The following is a 22835-nucleotide window of genomic DNA, read 5'->3' on the forward strand; positions in this document are numbered from 1 at the left end:
CAATCGTCCCAGGCCCTTTTTTCGTTTCAGCCCTTGAGGAACTGCCCGTGAGCGACCCATTGGACAAAGCCACTTCGAAAGCGCCGGCCACCGTGGGGGAGGGCTGTTTGAGCCGCTACGACCCGGATGACCTGAGCCCGGAAGACGGCACCGAGTTTCCCGGCGCCGCCGAGCTGTGGGAGCAGCTCAAGGAGCAGGCGGACGAACCTGAGAAGCCTGCCTGATCTTCAACAGCTTCTTGAGTAGCGGCCGCCCCAGCATCAATAGAAACACCGGGCCGCCCACCACCAGATAGAAATAGAACGTCACCACCCGCCAGATCAGAATCGCTGCCGCCGCAGTGGATTTGCCGACCATCGGCGCCAGCAGCGCCGCCGAGGTCAGCTCTGCGGCGCCCGCACCACCGGGCAACAGGCTCATTTGACCAGCCCCCAGCGATAGCATCTGCACCAGAAAACTCCAGGCCCACTGCAGATCCGCGCCCAGTCCGCGCAGGGCCAGATACAACACGCTGTAGCGTAGCAGCCAGTGCATGCAGGTCAGGGCGAACACCTTGACCAGGGTTTGCCACGGCAACTTGAGGGTGTCGATAAATGCGTCGAGAAAATGCAGCAGCTTGCGCGCCCAGCGCCGACGCGTGGCCGGTTGCACGTTGAGGCGGGCAAGCAGGCGTCCGCTCAGAAGGATCAGGCGGCGGTGGTAGCGCGCCAGCAGCACGCAACTGAACAGCCCACCGAACAGCGACACGGCGCTGACCATCAGCAACCACTCCAGGCGGTCACTGAGATGCTGAAACAACGCGTAAATCAGGATGCCGCTCAGGGCGCAGAGAAAGAACAGCAGATCGCTCAACTGATCCATGGCAAACACTGCGCTGCCACGGGCCGGGCGTACGCCGCAGCGCGCCAGCAACGCCATGATCGTCAGCGGTCCGCCACTGCCGCCGGGGGTGGCGCAGTAGGCGAACTCGGCGGCCATGACCACGCCGAGACTTTTCAGCGGCGTTACCTGATCGCGCTGATCACCCAGCAGCAGGCGCAGACGCAGGGTGTTGATGCCCCAGCAGAGCAGAATCATGCCGAACATGATCAGCAGCCATTGCAGGGGGAAATTTTGCAGGCGCGCACCGATCTCGCCGCCGCCGAGCAACACCGGGATCAGTACAGCAGCGAGCAGGCCGATCAACAACACAATGCCGCGACTCATGCAGCGCGCTCCATTCGCTCGCGTTGCTCAGTGAGCCAGTCGATTTTGGTCATGGGCGTGCGTCCTTCTGCCAGCAGCCGTTCAAGGGTTCGTAGCCAGTAATCACGCGCGAAGGCGTGGCGCATGTCTACCGGGTGCAAGCCTAGACGAATCACCGCGGCGTCGCGCCACTGCTGTTCGCGTTGCTCGCTGACGATTTTTGACAGGCCCCGGCGCCAGGCGCTGCGCGCACTCCACACCAGACCCGGGGCGTTGATGGCGGTGAAATCCGGTAATTGATAAAGATGTTGCGGGTCGCTGGTGTAGCTCAATGGTGTTTCGCGAAGGGCCTGGCGCGTGCCCTCGCTCATCAACCAGGCCGGGGCGACGAAGCCGTGCAACGGCCAGCCATTGCGCCGGAACAGTTCGATGCCGTCGCGCAGTCGCGCCAGGGCGGCTTCGCGGGACAGGCGATAAAACTCCCCTTCGTGGGTGTAGATTCGGCGCATGAACCAGTCGCGGGGTGTGGCTGGCGCTGGCTCGCGGTCGTCATGGTAATAGCCGTGCAAGGCCAGTTCATCGCCACGGGCCAGCCGCTCGCCGAGCATTCGGCAAAACGCGGGATGATCCTCAAGCGCATCGTGGCCATGGAAATCCGGAACGACCAGCCAGGTCATCGGCACGCCGCCCATTGCGTCGACCGCCTCGACAAATGGCCGATAATCCGCCCACGTCGACGGTGCCACGTCGTGCAGCACCAGCAGCACTGCGCGGTCATTCAAGGAATCAGCCATTGGCCACCCTTGGCAGCGAGTGACCGAGCACCGCGTGATAGTGACCGAGCAAGCTGTCGACCACACTGTCCCAGGAATAACGCCGTTCAACGTGTTGCCGCGCCTGTTGGCCGAGTTTCACGCAGCCGCGACTGAACAGCTCGCGCACGGCATTGGCCATGGCTTGCGGGTTGTTCGGCGCACAAAGCAAGCCGCAGTCTTCGGTGACGATCTCTTCAAACGCCCCGGCCGCCACGGCGACTACCGGAATCCCGCAGGCCATGGCTTCAAGGATCACCAGGCCAAAGGTTTCCTGGTCACCGGCATGGATCAGGGCGTCGGCGCTGGCCATCAACCGGGCCACGGTGGCGGCGGGACAGAACCCGTCGATCACGCTGACATTGTCCGGAACCACGGCCGGCATCGATGAGCCAACCAGCAGCAGGTGATAGCGTGGGCCGAGGCGCTGCATGCATTTGAGCAGCACCGGCAGGTTCTTCTCTTTGGAACCGCGCCCGGCAAAGATCAGCAGGCGCGTGTCTTCGGCAATTCCCAGTTCGGCGCGCAGGCCGTTGTCGCGGGCGTCAGGGTGAAAGGTTTGCAGATCCACGCCCAATGGCTGCACGAATACATTGCGCACTCCCAGACCAGTGAGCTTGTCGGCCATCACCTGGCTGGGCGCCAGCACTCGATCGAAGTTGCCATAGAGCTTGGTGACGTACGCCTCGACGTTCGGCGTGACCCAATGGCCCATGCGATTGCCGACCAGTAGCGGCAGGTCCGAGTGATAAAAGCCGATCACCGGTACATCCAGCTGGCGCCGTGCATCCAGCGCCGCCCACGCGGTGAGGTACGGGTCGCCGACTTCGATCAGATCCGGCTGCAAACCCTGCAGGACATTGCGCCATGGCGCGAGGCGCAGCGGGAAGCGATAGCCTTTGCCGAAGGGTAGGGCGGGTGCGGGCACGGTGTAGATACCGTCGTTTTCACCGAAATGCGCGCCGGGAATCAGCAGGCTATGACGAATGCCCGTTTTGCCTCCCAACCGGCGATGCTTGGCATCCAGATAGGTGCGTACGCCGCCGCTGGCCGGGGCGTAGAACATGGTGATGTCGGCGATATGCACAGTGATCAACCCTCCGCTGCGTTGCACTCCCTTGGTTGACCTTTATCCAGAATAGATGTTCGGTCGGGAATAAGCGGTAGAGCTGAAACGGCCCTCACCCTAACCCTCTCCCTGAGGGAGAGGGGACTGACCGTGGTGTTTTGGCTTGATACATCGACCTGAAAGTCGGAGTCGAACTCAGGTCTTGAAAAGCTTGAAGATCGGCTCCCTTTCCCCTCGCCCCTTGGGGGGAGAGGGTTGGGGTGAGGGGGGAGGCTTTTGATCTTAGATGCGGAAGCTACCGACCAGCTGCTTCAGGCGCGAAGCCTGCTGCTCCAGATCCGAACAGGCGCGCAACGTCGCCTGCAGGTTCTCGACGCCTTCCTGGTTCAGCGTATTGATCTCGGTGATGTCGACGTTGATCGACTCGACTACCGCCGTCTGCTCCTCGGTCGCGGTCGCTACCGACTGGTTCATCCCGTCGATTTCGCCGATACGCTGGGTCACGCTGTTGAGGCGTTCGCCGGCGAGGTTGGCGATTTCCACGCTGTCCTGGCTGTGGCGCTGGCTGTCGCTCATGGTGCTCACCGATTCACGGGCGCCGACTTGCAGCTCCTCGATCATGGTTTGCACCTGCTGCGCCGATTCCTGAGTGCGGTGCGCCAGGTTGCGCACTTCGTCGGCGACCACGGCAAAACCGCGTCCGGCCTCACCCGCACGCGCCGCTTCGATGGCGGCATTGAGCGCCAGCAGATTGGTCTGCTGGGAGATGCTGGTGATCACTTCGAGGATCTGCCCGATGTTCACGGTTTTGCTGTTCAGCGACTCGATGTTGCTGCTGGAGGCGCTGAGCATGCTCGACAGTTGATTCATCGCCTTGATGCTGCGATCCACCACTTGCTGGCCGTCTTCGGCGAGGCCGCGGGCGTCACTGGCCTGGTTCGAGGCTTGCGCGGCGTTGCGGGCGATTTCCTGGGCGGCGGCGCCCAGTTGATTGATCGCGGCGGCGACGCTGCTGGTGCGCGAGGCTTGCTGGTCGGAGTTGTACATCGACGAGTTGGACGCCGCGACCACGCGCAGCGCAACCTCGTTGACCTGGCCGGTGGCCGACGACACTTCGCGGATCGAGCCGTGAATACGCTCGACGAAACGGTTGAATGCGGTACCCAGCACGCCAAACTCATCGTTATTGACGATGGTCAGGCGCTTGGTCAGGTCGCCTTCGCCGTCGGCGATGTCTTCCATGGCGCGGGTCATGACGTGCAGTGGCTGGATCAGCAGGCGAATCAGCATGCCCAGCAACGCGATGATGATCACCACCGCAATCACCGTGGCAATCACCGCCGAGGTGCGGAACTCACTGAGCATCGAGAAGGCTTTGTCCTTGTCCACCGACAGCCCGATGTACCAGTTGACCGACGGCAGGCCTTTGATCGGCGCGAAGCTGACGATGCGGGTCTTGCCATCGACGGTGATTTCACTGAAGTCGCTGCTGATGCGCGGGGTGTCCTGCGGATAGGCTTCTTTGAGTGATTTCATCACCAGTGCCTTGTCCGGGTGCACGAGGATCTTGCCGTCGGCGCTGACCAGGAAGGCGTAGCCCATGCCGGAGAAGTCTCGCGCAGTAAGGGTGTCGACCAGGGTTTGCAGGCTCAGGTCGCCGCCCACCACGCCGACGCTCTGACCGGCCTTTTTCGAGGCGGTGGCGATGGAGATGATCAACTGGCCGGTGGCGGCGTCGATGTACGGTTCGGTCAGGGTCGACGCGCTGCTGCTCTCGGCCCCTTTATACCAAGGGCGCACCCGAGGATCGAAACCGTCCGGCATCTTCACGTCCGGACGGATGGTGAAGTGACCGGTGGCATCGCCCAGGTAAGTGGCCATGAACGTCGAGGTCAGGGATTTCTGTTCCAGCAGGCTGGCGACGTTGGCCGGGTCCGGATTGATGGCAATATTCTGAGCGGCGTTCTCGACCAGCAGAATGCGCCCGTTGAGCCAGGTCTGGATGTTATCGGCGGTGACTTCGCCCATCTCGTTGAGATAGTTGTTCAGGTCATCGCGGATCGCGTTGCGTTGCAGCCAGTCGTTGTACAGCGTGAACGAGGCGAAAGCGGCGATGACGATGAGGGCGGCGGCAAGCAAAATTTTATGGCTGAAGCGCAGGTTTTTGTTCATGGCTTGGGGTTCCGCTAAGGTCTTAATGTCCTGGGCGTGCTTTTATAAAGACGCGCAATATGGGCAAGGGTGAAACAAACTGATATTTCCGACTCTCCTTAGGGAAATGTCCGACCGACTTTTCAGTCAGGTTCTCGCCCTTATCTATCGGCCACAGCGGATTAAAGATTAACCATAGGTGACAAAATGCCTGACACATCGCAACTCGTTATCGGCGCCGATCTGGCGGGGCAACCGATTGCTCAGGCCATGCGCCTGGCCAACCGCCACGGGCTGATCGCCGGTGCGACCGGGACCGGCAAGACCGTGACTTTGCAACGCCTTGCCGAAGCATTCAGTGACGCCGGGGTCGCGGTATTCGCCGCCGACATCAAGGGCGATCTGTGCGGCCTGGGCGCCGCCGGCAATCCGCAGGGCAAGGTCGCCGAGCGCATCGCCGGGATGCCCTGGCTCGACCACAAACCGCAGGCTTATCCGGTGACACTGTGGGATATTCACGGGGAGTCCGGTCATCCGTTGCGCACGACTTTGAGTGAAATGGGCCCGCTGCTGATCGGCAGCCTGCTGGAGCTGACCGACAGCCAGCAGTCGGCGCTGTACGCGGCGTTTAAAGTGGCCGACCGCGAAGGCCTGTTGCTGCTCGACCTGAAAGACCTCAAGGCGCTGCTCAATCACCTCAAGGACAACCCGCAACTGTTGGGCGAAGACGCCGCGCTGATGACCACCGGTTCCAGCCAGGCACTGTTGCGCCGGCTGGCGACCCTGGAGCAGCAGGGCGCTGAAGCGTTGTTCGGCGAACCGGCGCTGCAACTCGAAGACATTCTGCAACCGGCCGCCGATGGTCGTGGGCGGATTCATTTGCTCGATGCCAGCCGTCTGGTGCATGAGGCACCGAAGGTCTACGCGACGTTCCTGCTGTGGCTGCTGGCCGAGCTGTTCGAGCAATTGCCGGAGCGCGGCGATGCCGACAAACCGCTGCTGGCGCTGTTCTTCGATGAAGCGCATTTGTTGTTCGGCGATACGCCCAAGGCGTTGCAGGAGCGTCTGGAACAGGTGGTGCGGCTGATTCGCTCGAAAGGTGTCGGCGTGTATTTCGTCACCCAGTCGCCGGGCGACCTGCCGGATGACGTGCTCGCGCAACTTGGCCTGCGGATTCAGCACGGCTTGCGTGCGTTCACCGCCAAGGAACAGAAATCCCTGCGAGCGGTAGCTGATGGCTTCCGGCCAAATCCGGCGTTCGACACCTTGTCGGTACTGACCGAGCTGGGCATCGGTGAAGCACTGGTCGGGACGCTGCAGGAAAAAGGCACGCCGGAGATGGTCCAGCGGGTGCTGGTGGCGCCGCCACAGTCGCGGATCGGGCCGTTGAGCGAAACCGAACGCACGATGCTGATCGCCGGGTCGCCGTTCAAGGGCCGATATGACAAACCGATCGATCGTGAGTCGGCGTATGAAATCCTGATGGGCCGCAAGGATCTGGCGCCGGAGGCGGATGCGCCTGCGGGTAAGCCGGCAGCCGAAGAGCCGAGCCTGGCTGATCGTGCCGGAGAGTTTCTGGGCACGGCGGCGGGGCAGGCGTTGAAATCGGCGATGCGTCAGGCCGCGAACAATCTGGGTAAACAACTGGTGCGCGGCTTGATGGGGTCGTTGCTCGGTGGCAGCAAACGGCGTTGATCCAGACTGTGGGAGCGGGCTTGCTCGCGAAAGCGGTCTGCCAGTCAACAATAATGTTGACTGAAAGGACACCTTCGCGAGCAAGCCCGCTCCCACATTAGATAAGTGGCAGTTTTCTGGATTGAGATCAGGATTTGTCTTTGGCGTGTGCCGCCAGGCGCTCAAGTGCCGCACGCAGAGCGGGATCGCTGATCCCGTCGGCCGTGGACTGAATGGTCGCCGCCGCATTGCTCGACAGGTCCATCGTGTGCCCGACAGCCCCAGGCTGGACGATCGGTGGTCGCACGCTGAATTTGATTCGCGTCAGGTTGGCGAACTCTTCGAACAGCTGCAATTGCCGTTGCAGGCGTTTTTGCTGGTAGCGCAGGCGTGTCGCCCAATGGCCGTCGGTGACCACCAGCGACAGTTCGCCTTCACGCCACTTGGCCACATGACAATGTGCGCGGGCGGCAGGTTGCAGCTGGCTTTCAAGCAGGCGTTGCAGATGAGCGAGGCGTTGGGCATGACCAAGAATGGCTTTGAGCGGCTTGGCTTCGCGTAGCAGAACGGCGGGCGCTCTGGCTGTAAGGGGGCGAAATGCCATGATCGAACACCTGAAGTAACAGAAGCGCCATGTTAGCAGAAAGCAACGGAACCACTCGCCCATTGCTTTTGTCCCTGCTTTACCCATTAAATCAACAACTAACTTCTTGCCTTGATGGGTTGAAGTTGAGCAAAACGCCCTTATTTTAAGTGAGCCCCGTCAAAGCGCAGTGCCAGCATCGTGGAATATCGCCACTTTCCTCACCACCGTTTCCGGGTAGAATGCTCGTTCGCATGCGGCCATGAGGGCTGCACGGGCGACTCACGGGGCCGCCCTCCATCCCTTTAGTGTGGAAGATCCTGCCGATATGTTTGCGCCTTTGTTAAAGAAACTTTTTGGAAGCAAGAACGAGCGTGAAGTCAAACGCATGCTCAAGACGGTGCAGCTCGTCAATGCCTTCGAAGAGCAAATGGTGGCCCTTTCGGACGATCAATTGCGCGCCAAGACCAATGAGTTCAAGGCCCGTATCGCCAAAGGGGAATCCCTCGACAAGCTGTTACCTGAAGCCTTCGCGGTCGCCCGTGAAGCCGGCAAGCGCGTCATGGGCATGCGCCACTTCGACGTCCAGTTGATCGGCGGCATGACCCTGCATGAAGGCATGATTGCCGAAATGCGTACCGGTGAGGGTAAAACCCTCGTAGCGACCCTGGGCGTTTACCTCAACGCGCTGTCCGGCAAGGGCGTGCACGTTGTAACCGTGAACGACTACCTGGCCCGCCGTGACGCCAACTGGATGCGTCCGCTGTATGAATTCCTCGGCCTGACCGTCGGTGTCGTGACGCCGTTCCAGCCGCCGGAAGAGAAGCGCGCCGCCTACGCTGCCGACATCACCTACGGTACCAACAACGAATTCGGGTTCGACTACCTGCGCGACAACATGGCGTTCAGCATGGAAGAGAAATTCCAGCGCGAACTCAATTTTGCCGTGATCGACGAAGTCGACTCCATCCTCATCGACGAAGCCCGTACCCCGCTGATCATTTCCGGTCAGGCCGAGGACAGTTCCAAGCTGTACATGGAGATCAACAAACTGATCCCGCAGCTGGAACTGCACGTCGAAGAAGTCGAAGGCCAGGTCACCAAGGCCGGTCACTACACCATCGACGAGAAGACCCGTCAGGTCGAACTCAACGAAGCCGGTCACCAGTACATCGAAGAAATGCTCACCGGCGTCGGCTTGCTGGCCGAAGGCGAGAGCCTGTACTCGGCGCATAACCTGGGCCTGCTGACCCACGTCTACTCGGGTCTGCGTGCGCACAAGCTGTTCCACCGCAACGTCGAATACATCGTGCAGGACGGTCAGGTCGTACTGGTCGACGAACACACCGGTCGTACAATGCCGGGTCGTCGTCTGTCCGAAGGCCTGCACCAGGCCATCGAAGCCAAGGAAGGTCTGAACATTCAGGCCGAGAGCCAGACTCTGGCTTCGACCACGTTCCAGAACTACTTCCGTCTGTACACCAAGCTGTCCGGCATGACCGGTACCGCCGACACCGAAGCGTTCGAATTCCACCAGATCTACGGCCTGCAGGTCATGGTGATTCCGCCGAACAAACCGTTGGCGCGTAAAGATTTCAACGACCTGGTGTTCCTGACCGCCGAAGAGAAATACGCGGCGATCATCAACGACATCAAGGAAGGTATGGCCCAGGGCCGTCCGATCCTGGTGGGCACCGCGACCATCGAAACTTCCGAGCATGTGTCCAACCTGCTCAACAAGGAAGGCATCGAACACAAGGTGCTGAACGCCAAGTTCCACGAAAAAGAAGCCGAGATCATCGCGCAAGCCGGTCGTCCGGGCGCCCTGACCATCGCCACCAACATGGCCGGTCGTGGTACCGACATCCTGTTGGGCGGTAACTGGGAAGTGGAAGTCGCGGCGCTGGAAAACCCTAGCCCCGAGCAGATCGCCCAGATCAAGGCCGACTGGCAGAAGCGTCACCAGCAGGTGCTGGAGTCCGGCGGTCTGCAGGTGATCGCCTCCGAGCGTCACGAATCCCGTCGTATCGACAACCAGCTGCGTGGCCGTGCCGGCCGTCAGGGCGATGCCGGTTCCAGCCGCTTCTACCTGTCGCTGGAAGACAGCCTGATGCGCATCTTCGCCTCTGACCGGGTGAAGAACTTCATGAAAGCCCTGGGCATGCAGCCGGGCGAAGCGATCGAGCACCGCATGGTGACCAACGCGATCGAGAAGGCGCAGCGCAAGGTGGAAGGTCGCAACTTCGACATCCGCAAGCAACTGCTCGAGTTCGACGACGTCAACAACGAACAGCGTAAAGTGATCTATCACATGCGTAATACGTTGCTGGCCGCCGACAACATCGGTGAAACCATCGCCGATTTCCGTCAGGACGTGCTCAACGCCACCGTCAGCGCGCACATTCCGCCGCAATCGCTGCCAGAGCAGTGGGACGTGGCCGGTCTGGAAGCGTCGATTGCCAGCGACTTCGGGGTGAAACTGCCGATCCAGCAATGGCTCGACGAAGACGATCACCTGTACGAAGAGACCCTGCGCGAGAAGCTGATGGTCGAGCTGATGGCGGCGTACAACGAGAAAGAAGATCAGGCCGGTGCCGAAGCACTGCGCTCGTTCGAGAAGCAGATCGTTCTGCGCGTGCTCGACGACCTGTGGAAAGACCACCTGTCGACCATGGATCACCTGCGTCACGGCATCCACCTGCGTGGCTACGCCCAGAAGAACCCGAAGCAGGAATACAAGCGCGAGTCGTTCACGCTGTTCTCCGAGCTGCTGGATTCGATCAAGCGCGACTCGATCCGTGTGCTGTCGCACGTTCAGGTGCGCCGCGAAGATCCGGAAGCCGAAGAGCAACGCCTGCGTGAGGAAGCCGAAGCACTGGCCGCGCGCATGCAGTTCGAACACGCCGAGGCCCCTGGTCTGGAGCAGCCGGAAGTATTGGGTGAAGAGGTCGATGTCGCCCTCGCCACCGCGCCGGTGCGCAACGAGCAGAAGCTGGGTCGCAACGAACTGTGCTACTGCGGTTCGGGCAAGAAATTCAAGCATTGCCACGGGCAGATCCAGTAACCCCCCGTTTCAATCGCTGAAATACCCGCGCCGCGACCGGCTCCTGCCGTCGCGGCGTTTTGCCATTTACACCACCGCCATCCCTCTGAGCGGTGCTGACATCATTGAGTAAGGAGCGCATTCATGGCTGTTGGTCTTGGTCCTTTGCCAACGTTGCACCCGGTTGCCGGTTTTGAACTCGGTATTGCCTCGGCCGGCATCAAGCGCCCCGGGCGCAAGGATGTGGTAGTGATGCGCTGCGCCGAAGGTTCGACCGTGGCCGGTGTGTTCACGTTGAACGCCTTTTGCGCCGCGCCGGTGATCCTGGCGAAAAAACGCGTGCACAACGACGTGCGTTACCTGCTGACCAACACCGGCAATGCCAACGCCGGTACCGGTGAGCCGGGCCTGGCGGCTGCCGAGCGCACCACCGCCAAACTGGCCGAGCTGACAGGTGTCGATGCCAGCCAGATCCTGCCGTACTCCACCGGCGTGATCGGTGAGCCGCTGCCGGTCGAGAAGATCGAAGGCGCGCTGCAGGCCGCACTGGATGATCTGTCGGAAAACAACTGGGAAGCTGCCGCCACTGGCATCATGACCACCGACACCCTGCCCAAGGGTGCCAGCCGCCAGTTCCAGCATGACGGCGTGACCATCACCGTCACCGGTATCAGCAAAGGCGCAGGCATGATTCGTCCGAACATGGCGACCATGCTCGGCTACATCGCCACCGATGCCAAAGTTTCCCGCGACGTACTGCACAACCTGATGCTCGACGGCGCGAACAAGTCGTTCAACCGCATCACCATCGACGGCGATACCTCGACCAACGACTGCTGCATGCTGATTGCCACCGGCAAGGCTGCACTGCCGGAAATCACCCGTGCCGAAGGCGAGCTGTTCAACAAGCTGAAACAGGCGGTGTTCGAAGTGTGCATGGACGTGGCCCAGGCCATCGTGCGTGACGGCGAAGGCGCGACCAAGTTCGTCACCGTTGAAGTCAACGGTGGCGGCAATCATCAGGAATGCCTGGACGTCGGTTACACCGTGGCCCACTCGCCGCTGATCAAGACTGCGCTGTTCGCCTCCGATCCGAACTGGGGCCGCATTCTCGCCGCCGTCGGCCGTGCCGGCGTGCCGGATCTGGATGTGAGCAAGATCGACGTGTTCCTCGGCGACGTGTGCATCGCCAGCCGTGGCGCACGCGCAGCGACCTACACTGAGGCACAGGGTTCGGCGGTGATGCAGCAGGAAGAGATCACCATCCGTATCGAACTGGGTCGCGGTGATTGCAGCGAAACCATCTGGACCACCGACCTGTCGCATGAGTACGTGAAGATCAACGCCGAATACCGCACCTGATCCAAAGGGTGAGGGTGGGCTGCCGGCCTCTTCGCGGGCTTGCCCGCGAAAGCGTCGGCCCAGTCACTCTAAGTCTTGAAGCTTTCCACTGACGAAAAGGCGCCACACCATGTCCCTGCACCTGATCATCGGCGACAAACTGCTGTCCTCCTGGTCCCTGCGCGCCGCTCTGGCGCTGGAGCTGACCGGCGCACCCTACAGCGAAGAACTGATCAAACTCGGCAAGCCCGACACCCGCGAGAAGCTGCTCAAGCATTCGCCGACCGCCAAGGTGCCGCTGCTGCAAACTTCTCGCGGCACCATCGCCGACTCTCTGGCGATCGCCGAATACCTGGCCGAGCAGTTCCCGTCCGAACAGCTCTGGCCAACCGACCTGTTCGCCCGTGCCCAGGCGCGGTCCGCCTGCGCGCAGATGCACAGTGGCTTTTTCGCCATGCGCAATCACATGCCGTTCAACCTGAGCCACGACGCCCCGCTCAACCCGGTGCCGCCAGAGGTGAAGGTCGATATCGAACGCATGCTCGCGCTGTGGGCTGAATGCCGTGCTGCCGCCACGGAGCCTGGGCCGTATCTGTTTGGCCGGGTGAGCCTGGCTGACGCGTTCTTCGCCCCGATTGCCGTGCGCCTGCGGACTTACCAGGTGCAGTTGCCGGCGGTTGATGAAGCCTATGTTGAAACCGTCTACCAATGGCCCGCCTTCAAGGCGTGGCAAAAGGCTGGACTGGAGGAGTTGAATCCGTGAAACGTGTACACGTCGCGGCTGCCGTCATTCGTGACGACAGCGGCAAAATCCTCATCGCCCGTCGTGCCGACACCCAGCATCAGGGCGGCTTGTGGGAATTTCCCGGCGGCAAGGTCGAGGCTGACGAATCGGTCGAAAGCGCCTTGGCGCGCGAGCTGCAGGAAGAGCTGGGCATTGTCGTTGGCGCCGCTCGTCCACTGATCAAGGTGCGCCACGATTACCCGGACAAGCAGGTACTGCTGGATGTCTGGGAAGTGTCTCAGTTCACCGGTGAGCCGCACGGTGCCGAAGGTCAGCCACTGGCCTGGGTGACCGCCAAGGATCTGCTGAACTACGAGTTCCCGGCGGCCAATCAGCCGATCGTGGCCGCGGCGCGTCTGCCCGGCGAATACCTGATCACCCCGGACGATCTGGAAGCCCCGGCCTTGCTGCGCGGCATTCAGAAGGCGATTGCCGGCGGGATCAAACTGATCCAGTTGCGCGCGCCGAACGGCTATGACCCCAAATACCGCGATCTGGCAGTGGATGCAGCCGGTCTGTGTGCCGGCAAGGCGCAGTTGATGATCAAGGGGCCGTTCGAATGGCTCGGCGATTTCCCGTCGGCCGGTTGGCATATCACTGCCGCGCAACTTCGCAAATACGCCGCAGCAGGGCGGCCGCTGCCAGCTGAGCGTTGGTTGGCCGCTTCGTGCCATAACGCCGAAGAGCTGGCGCTGGCTGAGCAGATGGGGGTGGATTTCGTCACCTTGTCGCCGGTTCAACCAACCTTGACCCATCCGGATGCGCAGCCGTTGGGCTGGGAGCAGGCTGCGGCGTTGATCGAGGGCTTTGGCAAGCCAGTGTTCTTGCTCGGCGGGGTTGGCCCGGCGGAGCGCGAGAAGGCTTGGGGTGTTGGCGCGCAGGGTGTGGCGGGGATTCGGGCGTTCTGGCCGGAAGCTTGATTATGTTGTGAGGCTGATGGCCTCTTCGCGAGCAAGCCCGCTCCCACATTTGACTGCATTCCAACTGGATGAATGCAATCAACTGTGGGAGCGGGCTTGCTCGCGAAGGCGTCCGTTCAGGCGCTAGATTTCTGAAGGTTTCGCAGCAGGCTGCCACAAAATCTCCGCAATCCCCTGCCGCCGCGCAATCAACCTTGCGGCGACGAACAACAGATCCGACAACCGATTGATATACGCCAAACCAACCCCGACCAACGGCTCAATTGCATTCAAATGCTGACAACGGCGCTCGGCACTGCGCGCCAGACTGCGGCACACGTGGGCCTGGGCAATCAGCATCGACCCACCGGGCAGAATGAAATTCTCCAGCGGCCCCAATTCCTCGTTCCACACATCGATCGCCGCTTCCAGGCGCTCGATTTCTGCCGTGTTCAGCGCCTGATATTCCGGCATCGCCAGCTCTCCGCCGAGGTCAAACAACCGATGCTGACAGGGGGCGAGCACGTCGATCAGTTCATTCAATCCCGGGAACGCCTCGCGCTCGGCGATCAACCCGGCCAGCAGCACACCGACCTGACTGTTCAGTGTGTCGACTTCGCCAATCGCTTCGATCCGCGGGTGATCCTTGGGGACGCGGCGGCCATCGCCCAGGCCGGTTTCGCCGGTGTCGCCGGTGCGGGTGTAGATCTTCGACAAGCGAAAGCCCATGGGTTACCTCGGTAGTTGATTGGTTTCGGCGGCGATGGCCGCCGGTTGGGTCAGTGGCAGGCGCAAGGTGAAGCAGGTGCCCTGGCCCGGCGCGGATTGCACTTCCATCTGGCCTTTGTGGTTGTTGGTGATGATGAAGTACGACACCGACAGCCCCAGCCCTGTGCCCTGGCCGATTTCCTTGGTGGTGAAGAACGGCTCGAAGGTGCGCTTGCGCACGCTCTCGCTCATGCCGATGCCGTTGTCCTCGACCTGGATCTCGGCCCATGGCGGGTTCAGTTTGGTGCGCAAAATGATCCGCCCCGGCTCGCTGTCGTCTTCGCGCTGGTGAATGGCTTGCGCGGCGTTTTTCAGCAGGTTGAGCAGCACTTGTTCCAGTTCGTTGGCGGTGCCCGGAACCGGGCCGAGCGCCGGGTCGAACTGGCGGATGATCGCCTGGCCCTTGAAGTCGAAACCGATCGCCAGATCGAAGTCGTTGCCGGCAATTTCCACCGCTTGATCGATCAGCGCGGGCAGATCGCACGGGGCCATTTGCCGGGTGCTGCGCCGGCTGAAACTGAGCATGTGCGTGACGATTTTTGCCGCGCGGGCGCCGGCCTGCTGAATACCGTCGAGCAGTTTCGGTACTTCGCGGCTTTGCAGGTAACGGTTGACGGTGTCCAGTTCGATGGCGAGCTGTTCGGCGGTTTCGAGGTTCTTCGGCAGATCCGCCGACAGCCGCCGGCGAATGTTCTGCACGTTGTGCAGGATCGCGCCCAGCGGGTTGTTGATCTCATGGGCCATGCCGGCGGCGAGGCCACCGACCGAGAGCATCTTCTCCGACTGCACCATCATTTCTTCCAGCGACAGGCGCTGGGTGATGTCGTCGATACGGATCACCACACCGCGCCCGGCGCCGCCCATCAGCGGATAAAAGGTCAGGGCGTAGTGCTTGGGTTCGTCATCCTTGAACCAGGTCACCCGTTCGATCTTCGCCACGGTGTGCTCTTCGACCGTTTGCTTGAGTTGTGGCAGAAACGGCTTGAGCGGTTCGAAGGCGAGGAAGATCGGTTGGTTCAGCGCCTCATCCAGGCGCGTTCCGGAAAGGGCGCTGGCCTCCTGGTTCCACTGGGTCACGTAGAGCTGTTCGTCGAGAGCGATCAGCGCCGAGGGCATGGAGTCGATGATGCTGTTGAGGTAGTTCTGGAAGCCGGTGAGCTTCTTCTCGATCTTGCTCCGAACCTGGACTTCCAGTTCCAGTTTGCGGTTGGTGTGGCGGGTTTCCTCGGCCAGCCCCTGAGCCTGATCGTAAGCTGCCTGCGAGTCATCGCGGGCCCGCTTGAGCTGCTGTTCGCGAGCCTCGATGCGCGAGAGCATGGTGTTGAACGCCTCGGCGAGGCTGCCGATTTCATCGTGGTTGCCGCGTGAGGCACGCAGGGCATAGTTCTCTTCGCGAGTGACCTGACGCGAGAGCTCTTCCAGCTCATGGATCGGGCGGGTGATCAGGCGTTTGATCTGCCGCGCAATCACCAGCCATAGCAGCACACTGAAAATCAGGATGCCGAGACTGGCAGTCAGGGTGCCGGTGTAGAACGCCATCGGCAGTTCACTGCTGGCGACCAGCAGCAAGTGCCCGGGCGCGGTGCCGGGACGGGGCAGAGTGATCAACTGATTGCTGCGAAACTCGGTGAGTTGCCAGGCTTCGATGTGCCGATAGCGTTCCGGCAGATTGAGCTTGTCGCCACGCTGCACCTGGGCGATGCGGTCACCCTTGCCGTCATACAACGCCGCCGCGCGCAGCGGCGAATAGCTGTCGAGTTCCTTGAGCAGGCGTTCGGCGCTTTGTGGCGACTCGAGGGCTTGTGCGACCAGGCTCGGGTTGGAGATCAGCCGGCCGATGGTCTGCAAAGCTTGCGGCGCCATGCTTTCCTGGGAGATGTAATAGGCGGCGCTGATAAAGGTCAGGTTGGCGACCAGCAGGACGGTGGTCAGCAACACCAGCAGGGCGGCCAGCAGTTTCTGGCCGACCGGCAGGTTTTCAAGGCGCTGGCGCAATGGCATCAGGTTTATCGCAGCAAAGGAACAAGTGGCCAGCGTAGCCGCTGCTCAGTCGCTGGGCAATCCAAGGCTGCGCAGATGGCCGACCAGACGTTGCTGCAATTGATTGAGGTGTGGCAGGTTCAACTGGTGACGGGTGGCGACTTTGCAGGCGTGGCCCAGCAGGTAACTGATTTCGGTGCGGCGCTGGTTCGCCACGTCCTGATACATCGACGAGTAGTTGGCTGCGGTGGCGTGGATCACCCGCTCGACTTCCTGTTGCAGATTGACCGCGGCTGCCGGTTGACCGCAACGCTCCAGCAATTCGGCAAGTTCCGCACACAGCGTGGCGACTTCGCATTGATGCTGCTCCAGCCCGCCGTTACGGCAATCATGGAGCACGGTCAGCGGATTGATCGCGCAATTGAGCGCCAGTTTGCGCCACAGCCGGGTGAGGATGTCGGTGCTCCACTCGTGGGGGATTTTCGCCGCATCAAGATCGTCCAGCCAGATTGGCGCTACCGGATGGCTGGCATCGCCCAGCCAGGTAAAACCATGGCCGGCAAACACCACGCGCCAGTCGCCGTCGCGGAACGCGCCTTCGGTGCTGGAGGCGCTGATGCAGCGTGCCTGCGGAACCAACGCTGCGACCGCGTCCTGACTGCCGAGACCGTTCTGCAGCAGGATCAGCTCGGCATCTGCGCTCAGGCGCGGGGCGAGGCGGGCGACGGCGCTTTCGGCGTCATAGGCTTTGCAGGCGACCAGCAGGCGGCGGATCGGCTCCGGGTCGTCCGCCGTTTGCGCAGGGACGGCATAGGTCGTGGCTGCGCCGTGTTCGACCAGCGTCAGGCCGCCGGCCACCTGATACCTGCGCAAGCGCTCGGCATCACGCACGATCAGCCGCACCGGCAGCCCGGCCCGGGCCAGACGGGTGGCCCACAGGGTGCCGAGGCTACCGGCGCCGAGAACGTGCCAGGGGGTGGACATCAGTTTTTCACTCGGTAAGGTACTGGCATGCAAGGCTCGCCGTATCGGTGGGAAAAGACCCGTTATAATGAGCCGGATTTTAACCGCAAGCCAAGCGCGCTCCCTCCTTATCGAGCGCGCCTTTTTATTGGAGAGACTACATGCCGTCGTTCGACGTGGTATCCGAACTGGACAAACACGAGCTGACCAACGCGGTCGAGAACGCCGTGAAGGAACTCGATCGTCGCTATGACCTGAAAGGCAAAGGCAGCTTCGAGTTCAAGGAAAAGGACCTGACCGTCAACCTGACCGCTGAAGCCGGGTTCCAGCTGGAAGCGATGATCGAGATACTGAAGCTGGCCCTGACCAAGCGCAAGATCGATGTGCAGTGCCTTGAAGTAAAAGACGCTTACGCCTCGGGCAAGCTGATGAAGCAGGACGCGATCCTCAAGGAAGGCATCGACAAGGAGCTGGCGAAGAAGATCGTCGCTCACATCAAGGACGCCAAGCTCAAGGTACAGGCCGCCATTCAGGGCGAGCAGGTGCGTGTGACCGGCAAGAAGCGTGATGACCTGCAGGAAGCCATCGCGGCCCTGCGCGCCAAGGAATTCGGCATGCCACTGCAGTTCAACAACTTCCGCGACTAAGTCCGGTCAGATGGCTGTGGGAGCGGGCTTGCTCGCGAAAGCGGTGTGTCAGGCAACTCATTGTTGAATGACACACCGCTTTCGCGAGCAAGCCCGCTCCCACTTTTAATTTGTGTACAGCCGGGTAGCCGGACATCAGGAGATGGAAGATGGATTTGAATGCAGAGGTAGACAACCTGGTCAAGGCGTCCCAGGCGTGGATTCCGATGATCATGGAATACGGCAGTCGCGTGCTGCTGGCAGTGATTACCCTGGCCATCGGCTGGTGGTTGATCAACAAGGTCACGCAAAAACTCGGCGGTCTGCTGGCCCTGCGCAATGCCGACCTGGCGCTGCAAGGCTTCATCAGCAGTCTGGCGAACATCATTCTCAAGGTGCTGCTGATCGTCAGTGTGGCCTCGATGATCGGCGTGGAAACCACCTCGTTCGTGGCCGCGATCGGTGCGGCCGGTCTGGCGATCGGTCTGGCATTGCAAGGTAGCCTGGCGAATTTCGCCGGCGGCGTGTTGATTCTGTTGTTCCGTCCATTCCGCATCGGTGACTGGATCGAAGCGCAAGGTGTGGCGGGTACGGTCGACAGCATCCAGATTTTCCACACCGTGCTGCGTACCGGTGACAACAAGACCATCATCGTCCCGAACGGCAATCTGTCGAACGGCATCATCACCAATACCAACCGTCAGCCAACCCGCAAAGTGGTGTTCGACGTGGGTGTGGATTACGAAGCAGATCTGCAAAAGGCCCGTCAGGTGCTGCTGGATCTGGCCAAGGATGAGCGCGTATTGCAGGACCCTGCGCCACAAGCGGTCATTTCGACGTTGGGTGACAGTTCGATCACTGTTTCCCTGCGTGTGTGGGTTAAAACTGCAGACTATTGGGACGTGATGTTCATGTTTAACGAACAGTCGCGTGACCGTTTGAAAACTGCCGGTATTGATATTCCGTTTCCACAGCGTGTGATTCGTGTTGTGCAGGAAGGCGCTACCCAGTAACAACATTGATTTCTGGCCAGAGGGTCAGTTAGTTGTTATCAGGCCCAAGAGATGTGCTCCGCTCTTGGGTTTTTTGGCGGTTTCAAAGTTTGCAGGCTAATTGATAGTTGGCTAATTTTATTCCAAGGAAATTATGAGCGAAAAAAAACCGCCCACCTGCTTCAGGTGGGCGGTTTTTTTTGAGCGCTGCTCTGGAGTAACGCGAATTTACATCCCAATTACAGGATGTGCAGCGGATACTCAACGATTACACGCACGTCATTGTTGTCTGCGGTGTAGTCAGCATTGTACGCACCGTTTGCGCGATAGATCGCGCTACGCAGGCGGAACGACAGATCCTTGGCTGGACCTTCCTGCAGTACGTATTTGGTTTCAAAGTTGAACTCGTTTTCCTTGCCTTCGGTGTCAGCCGTGGTCTTGATGTTGTCGCCTTTGACGTAACGTGCCATGAAGCTCAGGCCAGGAACGCCGTAGGTCTTCATGTTCAGGTCGTAGCGAGCCTGCCAGGAACGTTCGTCGCGACCGATAAAGTCGGAGATCTGGATGGAGTTGGCTACGAAGATCGTGCTGTTACCGTCCACGCCGTACAGGTAGTTGGTGTCGCCAGTGGAGCGCTGGTGAGCGATGGTGAATTTGTGCGCACCGATGCTATAAGCTGCCGCAAGGCTCCATAGCTTGTTGTCGAGCTTGCCGTAAAGCGCCTGACCCTGATCCTTGGTGCGATAACCGTTGAAGTCGATGTTCAGCGATTGATCGTCTGCGATCGGGAAGGTGTAGTTGGCGTTGATGTATTGCTTCTTGAAGTAGTCGTCAACGTCAGATGCAGCGACACCGGCAACGAAGTTATCGGTGAACTGGTAGGTTGCGCCAGCGATGTCGGCGCTGGTCAAGCCTGGAGTGTGCTTGCCGTTGATGCTGTCCTTGCCCATCCCGGTTTGCGAGCTCAGCGCGGTAAAGCGACCAGCGGTCAGTTCCAGACCTTTGATCTCTTTGCTGGTGATCAAGGTACCCTCGGCAACTTCAGGCAGCAAACGGCTGTCGTCGGTAGCGAACACTGGGCTGGCAACGAATTGACGGCCGTACTTCAGAGTAGTGTCGGAGAGGCGGAACTTCACCGCTGCGCCGGTTTTGCCCTGCGATTTTTCTGGTTCATTATCGCTATCACGGGCAAACAGACCGTTGCCCGAACGACCCTCACCACCATCCAGCTTCACGGTACCCATGGCCATCGCGTCGAGACCAAAACCGATGGTGCCTTGAGTGAAGCCCGATTCGTAGGTCAGCAGTTGGCTGATCCCGGTGTCCTGGCGATAACCGCTCTTGTATGTCGTTGGACCTGTCTGGATGTTACCGGCACCATTACGGAAGTCGCGGTTCATGTATTCCATACGGGTTTTCAGATTCAGACTCTGGTCTTCCAGGAACCCTTTGGCGTCATCCTGCGAAGATGCCATTGCGAACTGCGAGGTGCCTGCTGCAACAGCCAGGGCGATCATGCTCCACTTCATCACGCGCATCGTGATTTGCTCCTTTGGTTTTTAGAAGAGTACTGCCGTCCCACCTGTTTTATTATCTGGGCGGCTCTTTCTTTTTGTGTCGGCGCAAACTTATATCACGCCGACAATGTTGGCGATACTTGCTAATCCAACCTTTCACCTTCTTTACGACGCTGTCGCAGATGGCTTTGTAGATGTCGCAAATTCACAGTACCGATGCAATCGGATCGACAACTTTCTCGCTGTTTTTCTAGCCTTTTGCATCGCTAAAAAAGAGTCCCTGGCAAAACACTTGAATCTCCATCGGGCAACCCTGCCACTGTTTTTGGTGGGCCTAAGGCTCCCACTTCCCGTGGTGCGCTTATAGTCCATATGGGTACGAATGCAACAAGCGTGCACAAACCGCTTTCTCTATGCGGTTATTTTTCTGAACACTCGTCACTCGCTGTAAAAACCTCATAAATACTGGGCCTCAAGCCCTTCTTTATCAGGGCTTGACGCCATCCCTTGCTTGGTGTTGTCGAGCAGGTTCGTGCGCGGGACAACGAAAAACGTTACCGGTTCACCCCGCCGGTGAGTATTCGGCGGATGCCCGACGCACTGAGCGTAGACGCGCTGTGCGGTTTTGGTGCAAAAAATTTTCCAGTTGTTCCGGATTCATACAGTTTGAGCGGGAGCAGGGGATGAACGCTTTGGGCTTTTCTGGTCATTTCATTGTGCTGCACCGCGCAGTCGGTTCCGTCATGGTGCGTGCCGCCCGAAAATGTCGCATGCAGGAGCGTTGAGCAATGTCTGTCCTGGCACGCTCATCGTGAAGCCCGGCGCATTCGCAGGTATGCTGCCTGCCTGTCGCTTGGCGTCATGCCTGTCTGGATGGCCGCTAAGCTGAATTGTGTAGATCAGCCGGGAGTGCACGCAGTGTTTGCTTTAGATTCACGACTTCAACAGGACACCCTGACCATCGGCGATTTCCCGCTCTGCCGGCTGCTGCTGTCCAACGATGCCAATTACCCGTGGTTCATCCTGGTGCCTCGTCGCGACGATATCAGCGAGTTGTTTCAGTTGGATGTCGCCGACCAGCAGCAGTTGTGGCAGGAAACCACGGCGCTGGCCGAGTTGCTCAAGGACTTGTTCGATGCCGACAAGCTGAACGTCGCGACGCTGGGCAACGTTGTCAGCCAGTTGCATATGCATGTGATCGTGCGCAAGCGTGACGACGCGGCATGGCCGGCGCCGGTCTGGGGCAAACACCCGGCCAAACCCTACAGCGCCGAGCAGGTCGCGAGCATTCGTGAGCGGCTGCGTCTGGTGCTGACCGAACACTTCACGTTTCTGGAGGGTTGAACCATGAACCTTGAAGAACGCGTCACCGATCTGGAAAGCCGTCTGGCTTTTCAGGATGACACCATTCAGGCGTTGAACGACGAACTGGTGGCGCAGCAGCGGGTGATCGAGCGCCTGCAGTTGCAAATGGCGGCGTTGCTCAAGCGTCAGGAGGAGATGGTCGGGCAGTTCGATTCTTTCGAGGAAGAGGCGCCACCACCGCATTACTGATGCCGACACCTTTATGCAGGCGTAAAAAAACCGCGAGCAGCCTGGCTGTTCGCGGTTTTTTATTGCCTTGGATCAGCGACGCGGCAGGGCGGCGATCACGTCCTCGGCTTGCAGGCCTTTATCCCGGTTCATCACCGAGAACTCAACGCGCTGGCCTTCGACCAGTACGCGGTGGCCTTCGCCACGGATTGCACGAAAGTGCACGAAAATATCATCGCCGGAATCCCGGGAGATAAAGCCGAAGCCTTTGGAGGTGTTGAACCACTTGACGGTACCGGTATCGCGGTTGCTCATGTCATAGGTAGTCGGTGCGGCGGCCGGTGAAGACTTGTAGAAGCTGATGGCCAGATGCAGGACCACGGCAACCAGAGCGATCACCAGGCTGAACAACACCGCCGGTTGACCGGCGATGACTGGCATCGGTGCGATCAGGGTCAGGGTTTGCAGGACGACAGTCAGCACGAGAAGAGCGCTGACCAGATTTTGCAGATGCTGGCGCGGGCCTTTGTTCCAGTAAGGAATCACTGGAGCGATGACCAGATTCAGCAGGCCGAAAAAGGCCAGGTAAAGTGCATCGGGTTGTTGCAGGTAAGGAACGGCTTCGGATTTCAAGCTAGGTATGAACGACAGCAGCAAGGCCGCTGCGCCCATTAGCAGGTGGACGATTTTCAACATTTTGATTGGCTCACGTTATGACGGCTCACAAGGAAGAGCTGAAGGCGCACGGTTCGCTTCGGAACAATAAAGAGGCGTTGGACACGTGCCCGGCATCAGCCTATGCGCGACACCCCCGAAAAATGGGGCGTAGCGACACACTGCCTATTTAACAGCAAAGCCTGCAGCTACTCAAATTACCCCGGCCAGCGGCACCTGCCCGGTCGATTTGTCGCATGG

General features: G+C 60.2%; 20 protein-coding genes and 1 pseudogene. 10 read left to right on the forward strand and 11 right to left on the reverse strand.

Annotated elements, in window-relative coordinates; all coding sequences use genetic code 11:
• Positions 1–47 precede the first annotated feature (47 nt).
• Positions 48–224, forward strand: a complete 177-nt coding sequence (locus J1G18_RS12565) for a hypothetical protein (protein ID WP_177325631.1) — start codon at positions 48–50, stop codon at positions 222–224.
• Here J1G18_RS12565 and J1G18_RS12570 read toward each other — a convergent pair.
• The 5 genes and pseudogenes from J1G18_RS12570 to J1G18_RS28405 all read right to left on the reverse strand — a co-directional run.
• Positions 187–1206, reverse strand: coding sequence for a YbhN family protein (locus J1G18_RS12570; RefSeq protein ID WP_096795101.1), 1020 nt, complete (start codon positions 1204–1206; stop codon positions 187–189). The genes J1G18_RS12565 and J1G18_RS12570 overlap by 38 nt on opposite strands.
• Entirely contained in the window at positions 1203–1979 is a 777-nt protein-coding gene (locus J1G18_RS12575) for a DUF2334 domain-containing protein (RefSeq protein ID WP_223007790.1), read from the reverse strand. The genes J1G18_RS12570 and J1G18_RS12575 overlap by 4 nt, the downstream gene beginning before the upstream one ends.
• Positions 1972–3063, reverse strand: coding sequence for a glycosyltransferase family 4 protein (locus J1G18_RS12580; RefSeq protein WP_177416215.1), 1092 nt, complete (start codon positions 3061–3063; stop codon positions 1972–1974). The genes J1G18_RS12575 and J1G18_RS12580 overlap by 8 nt, the downstream gene beginning before the upstream one ends.
• Positions 3064–3348: 285 nt before the next feature.
• Positions 3349–4113 carry a methyl-accepting chemotaxis protein gene (locus tag J1G18_RS28400; RefSeq protein WP_371043227.1) on the reverse strand — a complete coding sequence of 255 codons (765 nt, stop codon included), beginning with the start codon at positions 4111–4113 and terminating at the stop codon, positions 3349–3351.
• A gap of 93 nt (positions 4114–4206) precedes the next feature.
• A pseudogene (locus J1G18_RS28405) lies at positions 4207–5238 on the reverse strand (cache domain-containing protein); the annotation flags it as partial.
• A gap of 186 nt (positions 5239–5424) precedes the next feature.
• On the opposite strand from J1G18_RS28405, the gene J1G18_RS12590 reads away from it, so the two are divergent.
• Complete coding sequence (locus J1G18_RS12590; protein ID WP_096795099.1) at positions 5425–6912, forward strand: helicase HerA-like domain-containing protein; 1488 nt, start codon at positions 5425–5427, stop codon at positions 6910–6912.
• A 127-nt stretch (positions 6913–7039) separates the two neighbouring features.
• On the opposite strand, the gene J1G18_RS12595 is transcribed toward J1G18_RS12590, so the two are convergent.
• Positions 7040–7495, reverse strand: a complete 456-nt coding sequence (locus tag J1G18_RS12595) for a DUF721 domain-containing protein (protein ID WP_096795098.1) — start codon at positions 7493–7495, stop codon at positions 7040–7042.
• 307 nt (positions 7496–7802) lie between these two features.
• On the opposite strand from J1G18_RS12595, the gene secA reads away from it, so the two are divergent.
• From secA to J1G18_RS12615, 4 genes are all read left to right on the forward strand, one after another.
• Positions 7803–10538 carry a preprotein translocase subunit SecA gene (secA, locus tag J1G18_RS12600; RefSeq protein ID WP_027612522.1) on the forward strand — a complete coding sequence of 912 codons (2736 nt, stop codon included), beginning with the start codon at positions 7803–7805 and terminating at the stop codon, positions 10536–10538.
• Positions 10539–10661: 123 nt separating this feature from the next.
• Entirely contained in the window at positions 10662–11879 is a 1218-nt protein-coding gene (gene argJ / locus J1G18_RS12605; protein ID WP_095137026.1) for a bifunctional glutamate N-acetyltransferase/amino-acid acetyltransferase ArgJ, read from the forward strand.
• Between the two features lie 109 nt (positions 11880–11988).
• Positions 11989–12621, forward strand: a complete 633-nt coding sequence (locus J1G18_RS12610) for a glutathione S-transferase family protein (RefSeq protein ID WP_098965281.1) — start codon at positions 11989–11991, stop codon at positions 12619–12621.
• Positions 12618–13562, forward strand: coding sequence for a Nudix family hydrolase (locus J1G18_RS12615; protein ID WP_135296428.1), 945 nt, complete (start codon positions 12618–12620; stop codon positions 13560–13562). The genes J1G18_RS12610 and J1G18_RS12615 overlap by 4 nt, the downstream gene beginning before the upstream one ends.
• Before the next feature lie 123 nt (positions 13563–13685).
• Here J1G18_RS12615 and J1G18_RS12620 read toward each other — a convergent pair whose 3' ends face one another.
• The 3 genes from J1G18_RS12620 to J1G18_RS12630 are packed head-to-tail and all read right to left on the reverse strand — an operon-like array spanning position 13686 to position 17273.
• Positions 13686–14270 (reverse strand): cob(I)yrinic acid a,c-diamide adenosyltransferase, encoded by a 585-nt coding sequence (locus tag J1G18_RS12620; protein WP_223007791.1) that lies wholly within the window; start codon positions 14268–14270, stop codon positions 13686–13688.
• Positions 14271–14273: 3 nt separating this feature from the next.
• Positions 14274–16310 (reverse strand): HAMP domain-containing sensor histidine kinase, encoded by a 2037-nt coding sequence (locus tag J1G18_RS12625; RefSeq protein ID WP_223007792.1) that lies wholly within the window; start codon positions 16308–16310, stop codon positions 14274–14276.
• A gap of 45 nt (positions 16311–16355) precedes the next feature.
• Positions 16356–17273 carry a putative 2-dehydropantoate 2-reductase gene (locus tag J1G18_RS12630; protein ID WP_223007793.1) on the reverse strand — a complete coding sequence of 306 codons (918 nt, stop codon included), beginning with the start codon at positions 17271–17273 and terminating at the stop codon, positions 16356–16358.
• A gap of 140 nt (positions 17274–17413) precedes the next feature.
• Here J1G18_RS12630 and J1G18_RS12635 point away from each other — a divergent pair, with 140 nt between their 5' ends.
• Both J1G18_RS12635 and J1G18_RS12640 read left to right on the forward strand, forming a co-directional pair.
• Positions 17414–17899, forward strand: coding sequence for a YajQ family cyclic di-GMP-binding protein (locus J1G18_RS12635; protein WP_003227548.1), 486 nt, complete (start codon positions 17414–17416; stop codon positions 17897–17899).
• A gap of 149 nt (positions 17900–18048) precedes the next feature.
• The gene (locus J1G18_RS12640) at positions 18049–18891 is read left to right on the forward strand and encodes a mechanosensitive ion channel family protein (protein WP_096795091.1); all 843 of its coding nucleotides are present in this window, start codon (positions 18049–18051) and stop codon (positions 18889–18891) included.
• Positions 18892–19109: 218 nt separating this feature from the next.
• Here J1G18_RS12640 and J1G18_RS12645 read toward each other — a convergent pair whose 3' ends face one another.
• Positions 19110–20408: an OprD family porin gene (locus J1G18_RS12645; RefSeq protein WP_096795090.1), complete on the reverse strand. Its 1299-nt coding sequence runs from the start codon at positions 20406–20408 to the stop codon at positions 19110–19112.
• An 897-nt stretch (positions 20409–21305) separates the two neighbouring features.
• Between J1G18_RS12645 and J1G18_RS12650 the strand changes: the two genes are divergently transcribed.
• Both J1G18_RS12650 and J1G18_RS12655 read left to right on the forward strand, forming a co-directional pair.
• The gene (locus tag J1G18_RS12650; RefSeq protein ID WP_027612530.1) at positions 21306–21731 is read left to right on the forward strand and encodes an HIT family protein; all 426 of its coding nucleotides are present in this window, start codon (positions 21306–21308) and stop codon (positions 21729–21731) included.
• A gap of 3 nt (positions 21732–21734) precedes the next feature.
• The gene (locus tag J1G18_RS12655) at positions 21735–21941 is read left to right on the forward strand and encodes a SlyX family protein (RefSeq protein ID WP_007962092.1); all 207 of its coding nucleotides are present in this window, start codon (positions 21735–21737) and stop codon (positions 21939–21941) included.
• Positions 21942–22013: 72 nt separating this feature from the next.
• On the opposite strand, the gene J1G18_RS28230 is transcribed toward J1G18_RS12655, so the two are convergent.
• Positions 22014–22616 (reverse strand): cold-shock protein, encoded by a 603-nt coding sequence (locus tag J1G18_RS28230; protein WP_027612531.1) that lies wholly within the window; start codon positions 22614–22616, stop codon positions 22014–22016.
• Positions 22617–22835: the final 219 nt, after the last annotated feature.

It is taken from the genome of Pseudomonas sp. MIS38 (assembly GCF_019891575.1).
Classification (GTDB): domain Bacteria; phylum Pseudomonadota; class Gammaproteobacteria; order Pseudomonadales; family Pseudomonadaceae; genus Aquipseudomonas; species Aquipseudomonas putida_A.

Coding starts and splice junctions, on each gene's coding strand:
- J1G18_RS12655 (WP_007962092.1), top strand. CDS start 21,735: ATGAACCTTGAAGAACGCGTCACCGATCTGGAAAGCCGTCTGGCTTTT.
- argJ (WP_095137026.1), top strand. CDS start 10,662: ATGGCTGTTGGTCTTGGTCCTTTGCCAACGTTGCACCCGGTTGCCGGT.
- J1G18_RS12630 (WP_223007793.1), bottom strand. CDS start 17,273: ATGTCCACCCCCTGGCACGTTCTCGGCGCCGGTAGCCTCGGCACCCTG.
- secA (WP_027612522.1), top strand. CDS start 7,803: ATGTTTGCGCCTTTGTTAAAGAAACTTTTTGGAAGCAAGAACGAGCGT.
- J1G18_RS12640 (WP_096795091.1), top strand. CDS start 18,049: ATGGATTTGAATGCAGAGGTAGACAACCTGGTCAAGGCGTCCCAGGCG.
- J1G18_RS12625 (WP_223007792.1), bottom strand. CDS start 16,310: ATGCCATTGCGCCAGCGCCTTGAAAACCTGCCGGTCGGCCAGAAACTG.
- J1G18_RS12580 (WP_177416215.1), bottom strand. CDS start 3,063: ATGTTCTACGCCCCGGCCAGCGGCGGCGTACGCACCTATCTGGATGCC.
- J1G18_RS12620 (WP_223007791.1), bottom strand. CDS start 14,270: ATGGGCTTTCGCTTGTCGAAGATCTACACCCGCACCGGCGACACCGGC.
- J1G18_RS12590 (WP_096795099.1), top strand. CDS start 5,425: ATGCCTGACACATCGCAACTCGTTATCGGCGCCGATCTGGCGGGGCAA.
- J1G18_RS28400 (WP_371043227.1), bottom strand. CDS start 4,113: ATGTACAACTCCGACCAGCAAGCCTCGCGCACCAGCAGCGTCGCCGCC.
- J1G18_RS12610 (WP_098965281.1), top strand. CDS start 11,989: ATGTCCCTGCACCTGATCATCGGCGACAAACTGCTGTCCTCCTGGTCC.
- J1G18_RS28230 (WP_027612531.1), bottom strand. CDS start 22,616: ATGTTGAAAATCGTCCACCTGCTAATGGGCGCAGCGGCCTTGCTGCTG.
- J1G18_RS12570 (WP_096795101.1), bottom strand. CDS start 1,206: ATGAGTCGCGGCATTGTGTTGTTGATCGGCCTGCTCGCTGCTGTACTG.
- J1G18_RS12595 (WP_096795098.1), bottom strand. CDS start 7,495: ATGGCATTTCGCCCCCTTACAGCCAGAGCGCCCGCCGTTCTGCTACGC.
- J1G18_RS12575 (WP_223007790.1), bottom strand. CDS start 1,979: ATGGCTGATTCCTTGAATGACCGCGCAGTGCTGCTGGTGCTGCACGAC.
- J1G18_RS12645 (WP_096795090.1), bottom strand. CDS start 20,408: ATGCGCGTGATGAAGTGGAGCATGATCGCCCTGGCTGTTGCAGCAGGC.
- J1G18_RS12635 (WP_003227548.1), top strand. CDS start 17,414: ATGCCGTCGTTCGACGTGGTATCCGAACTGGACAAACACGAGCTGACC.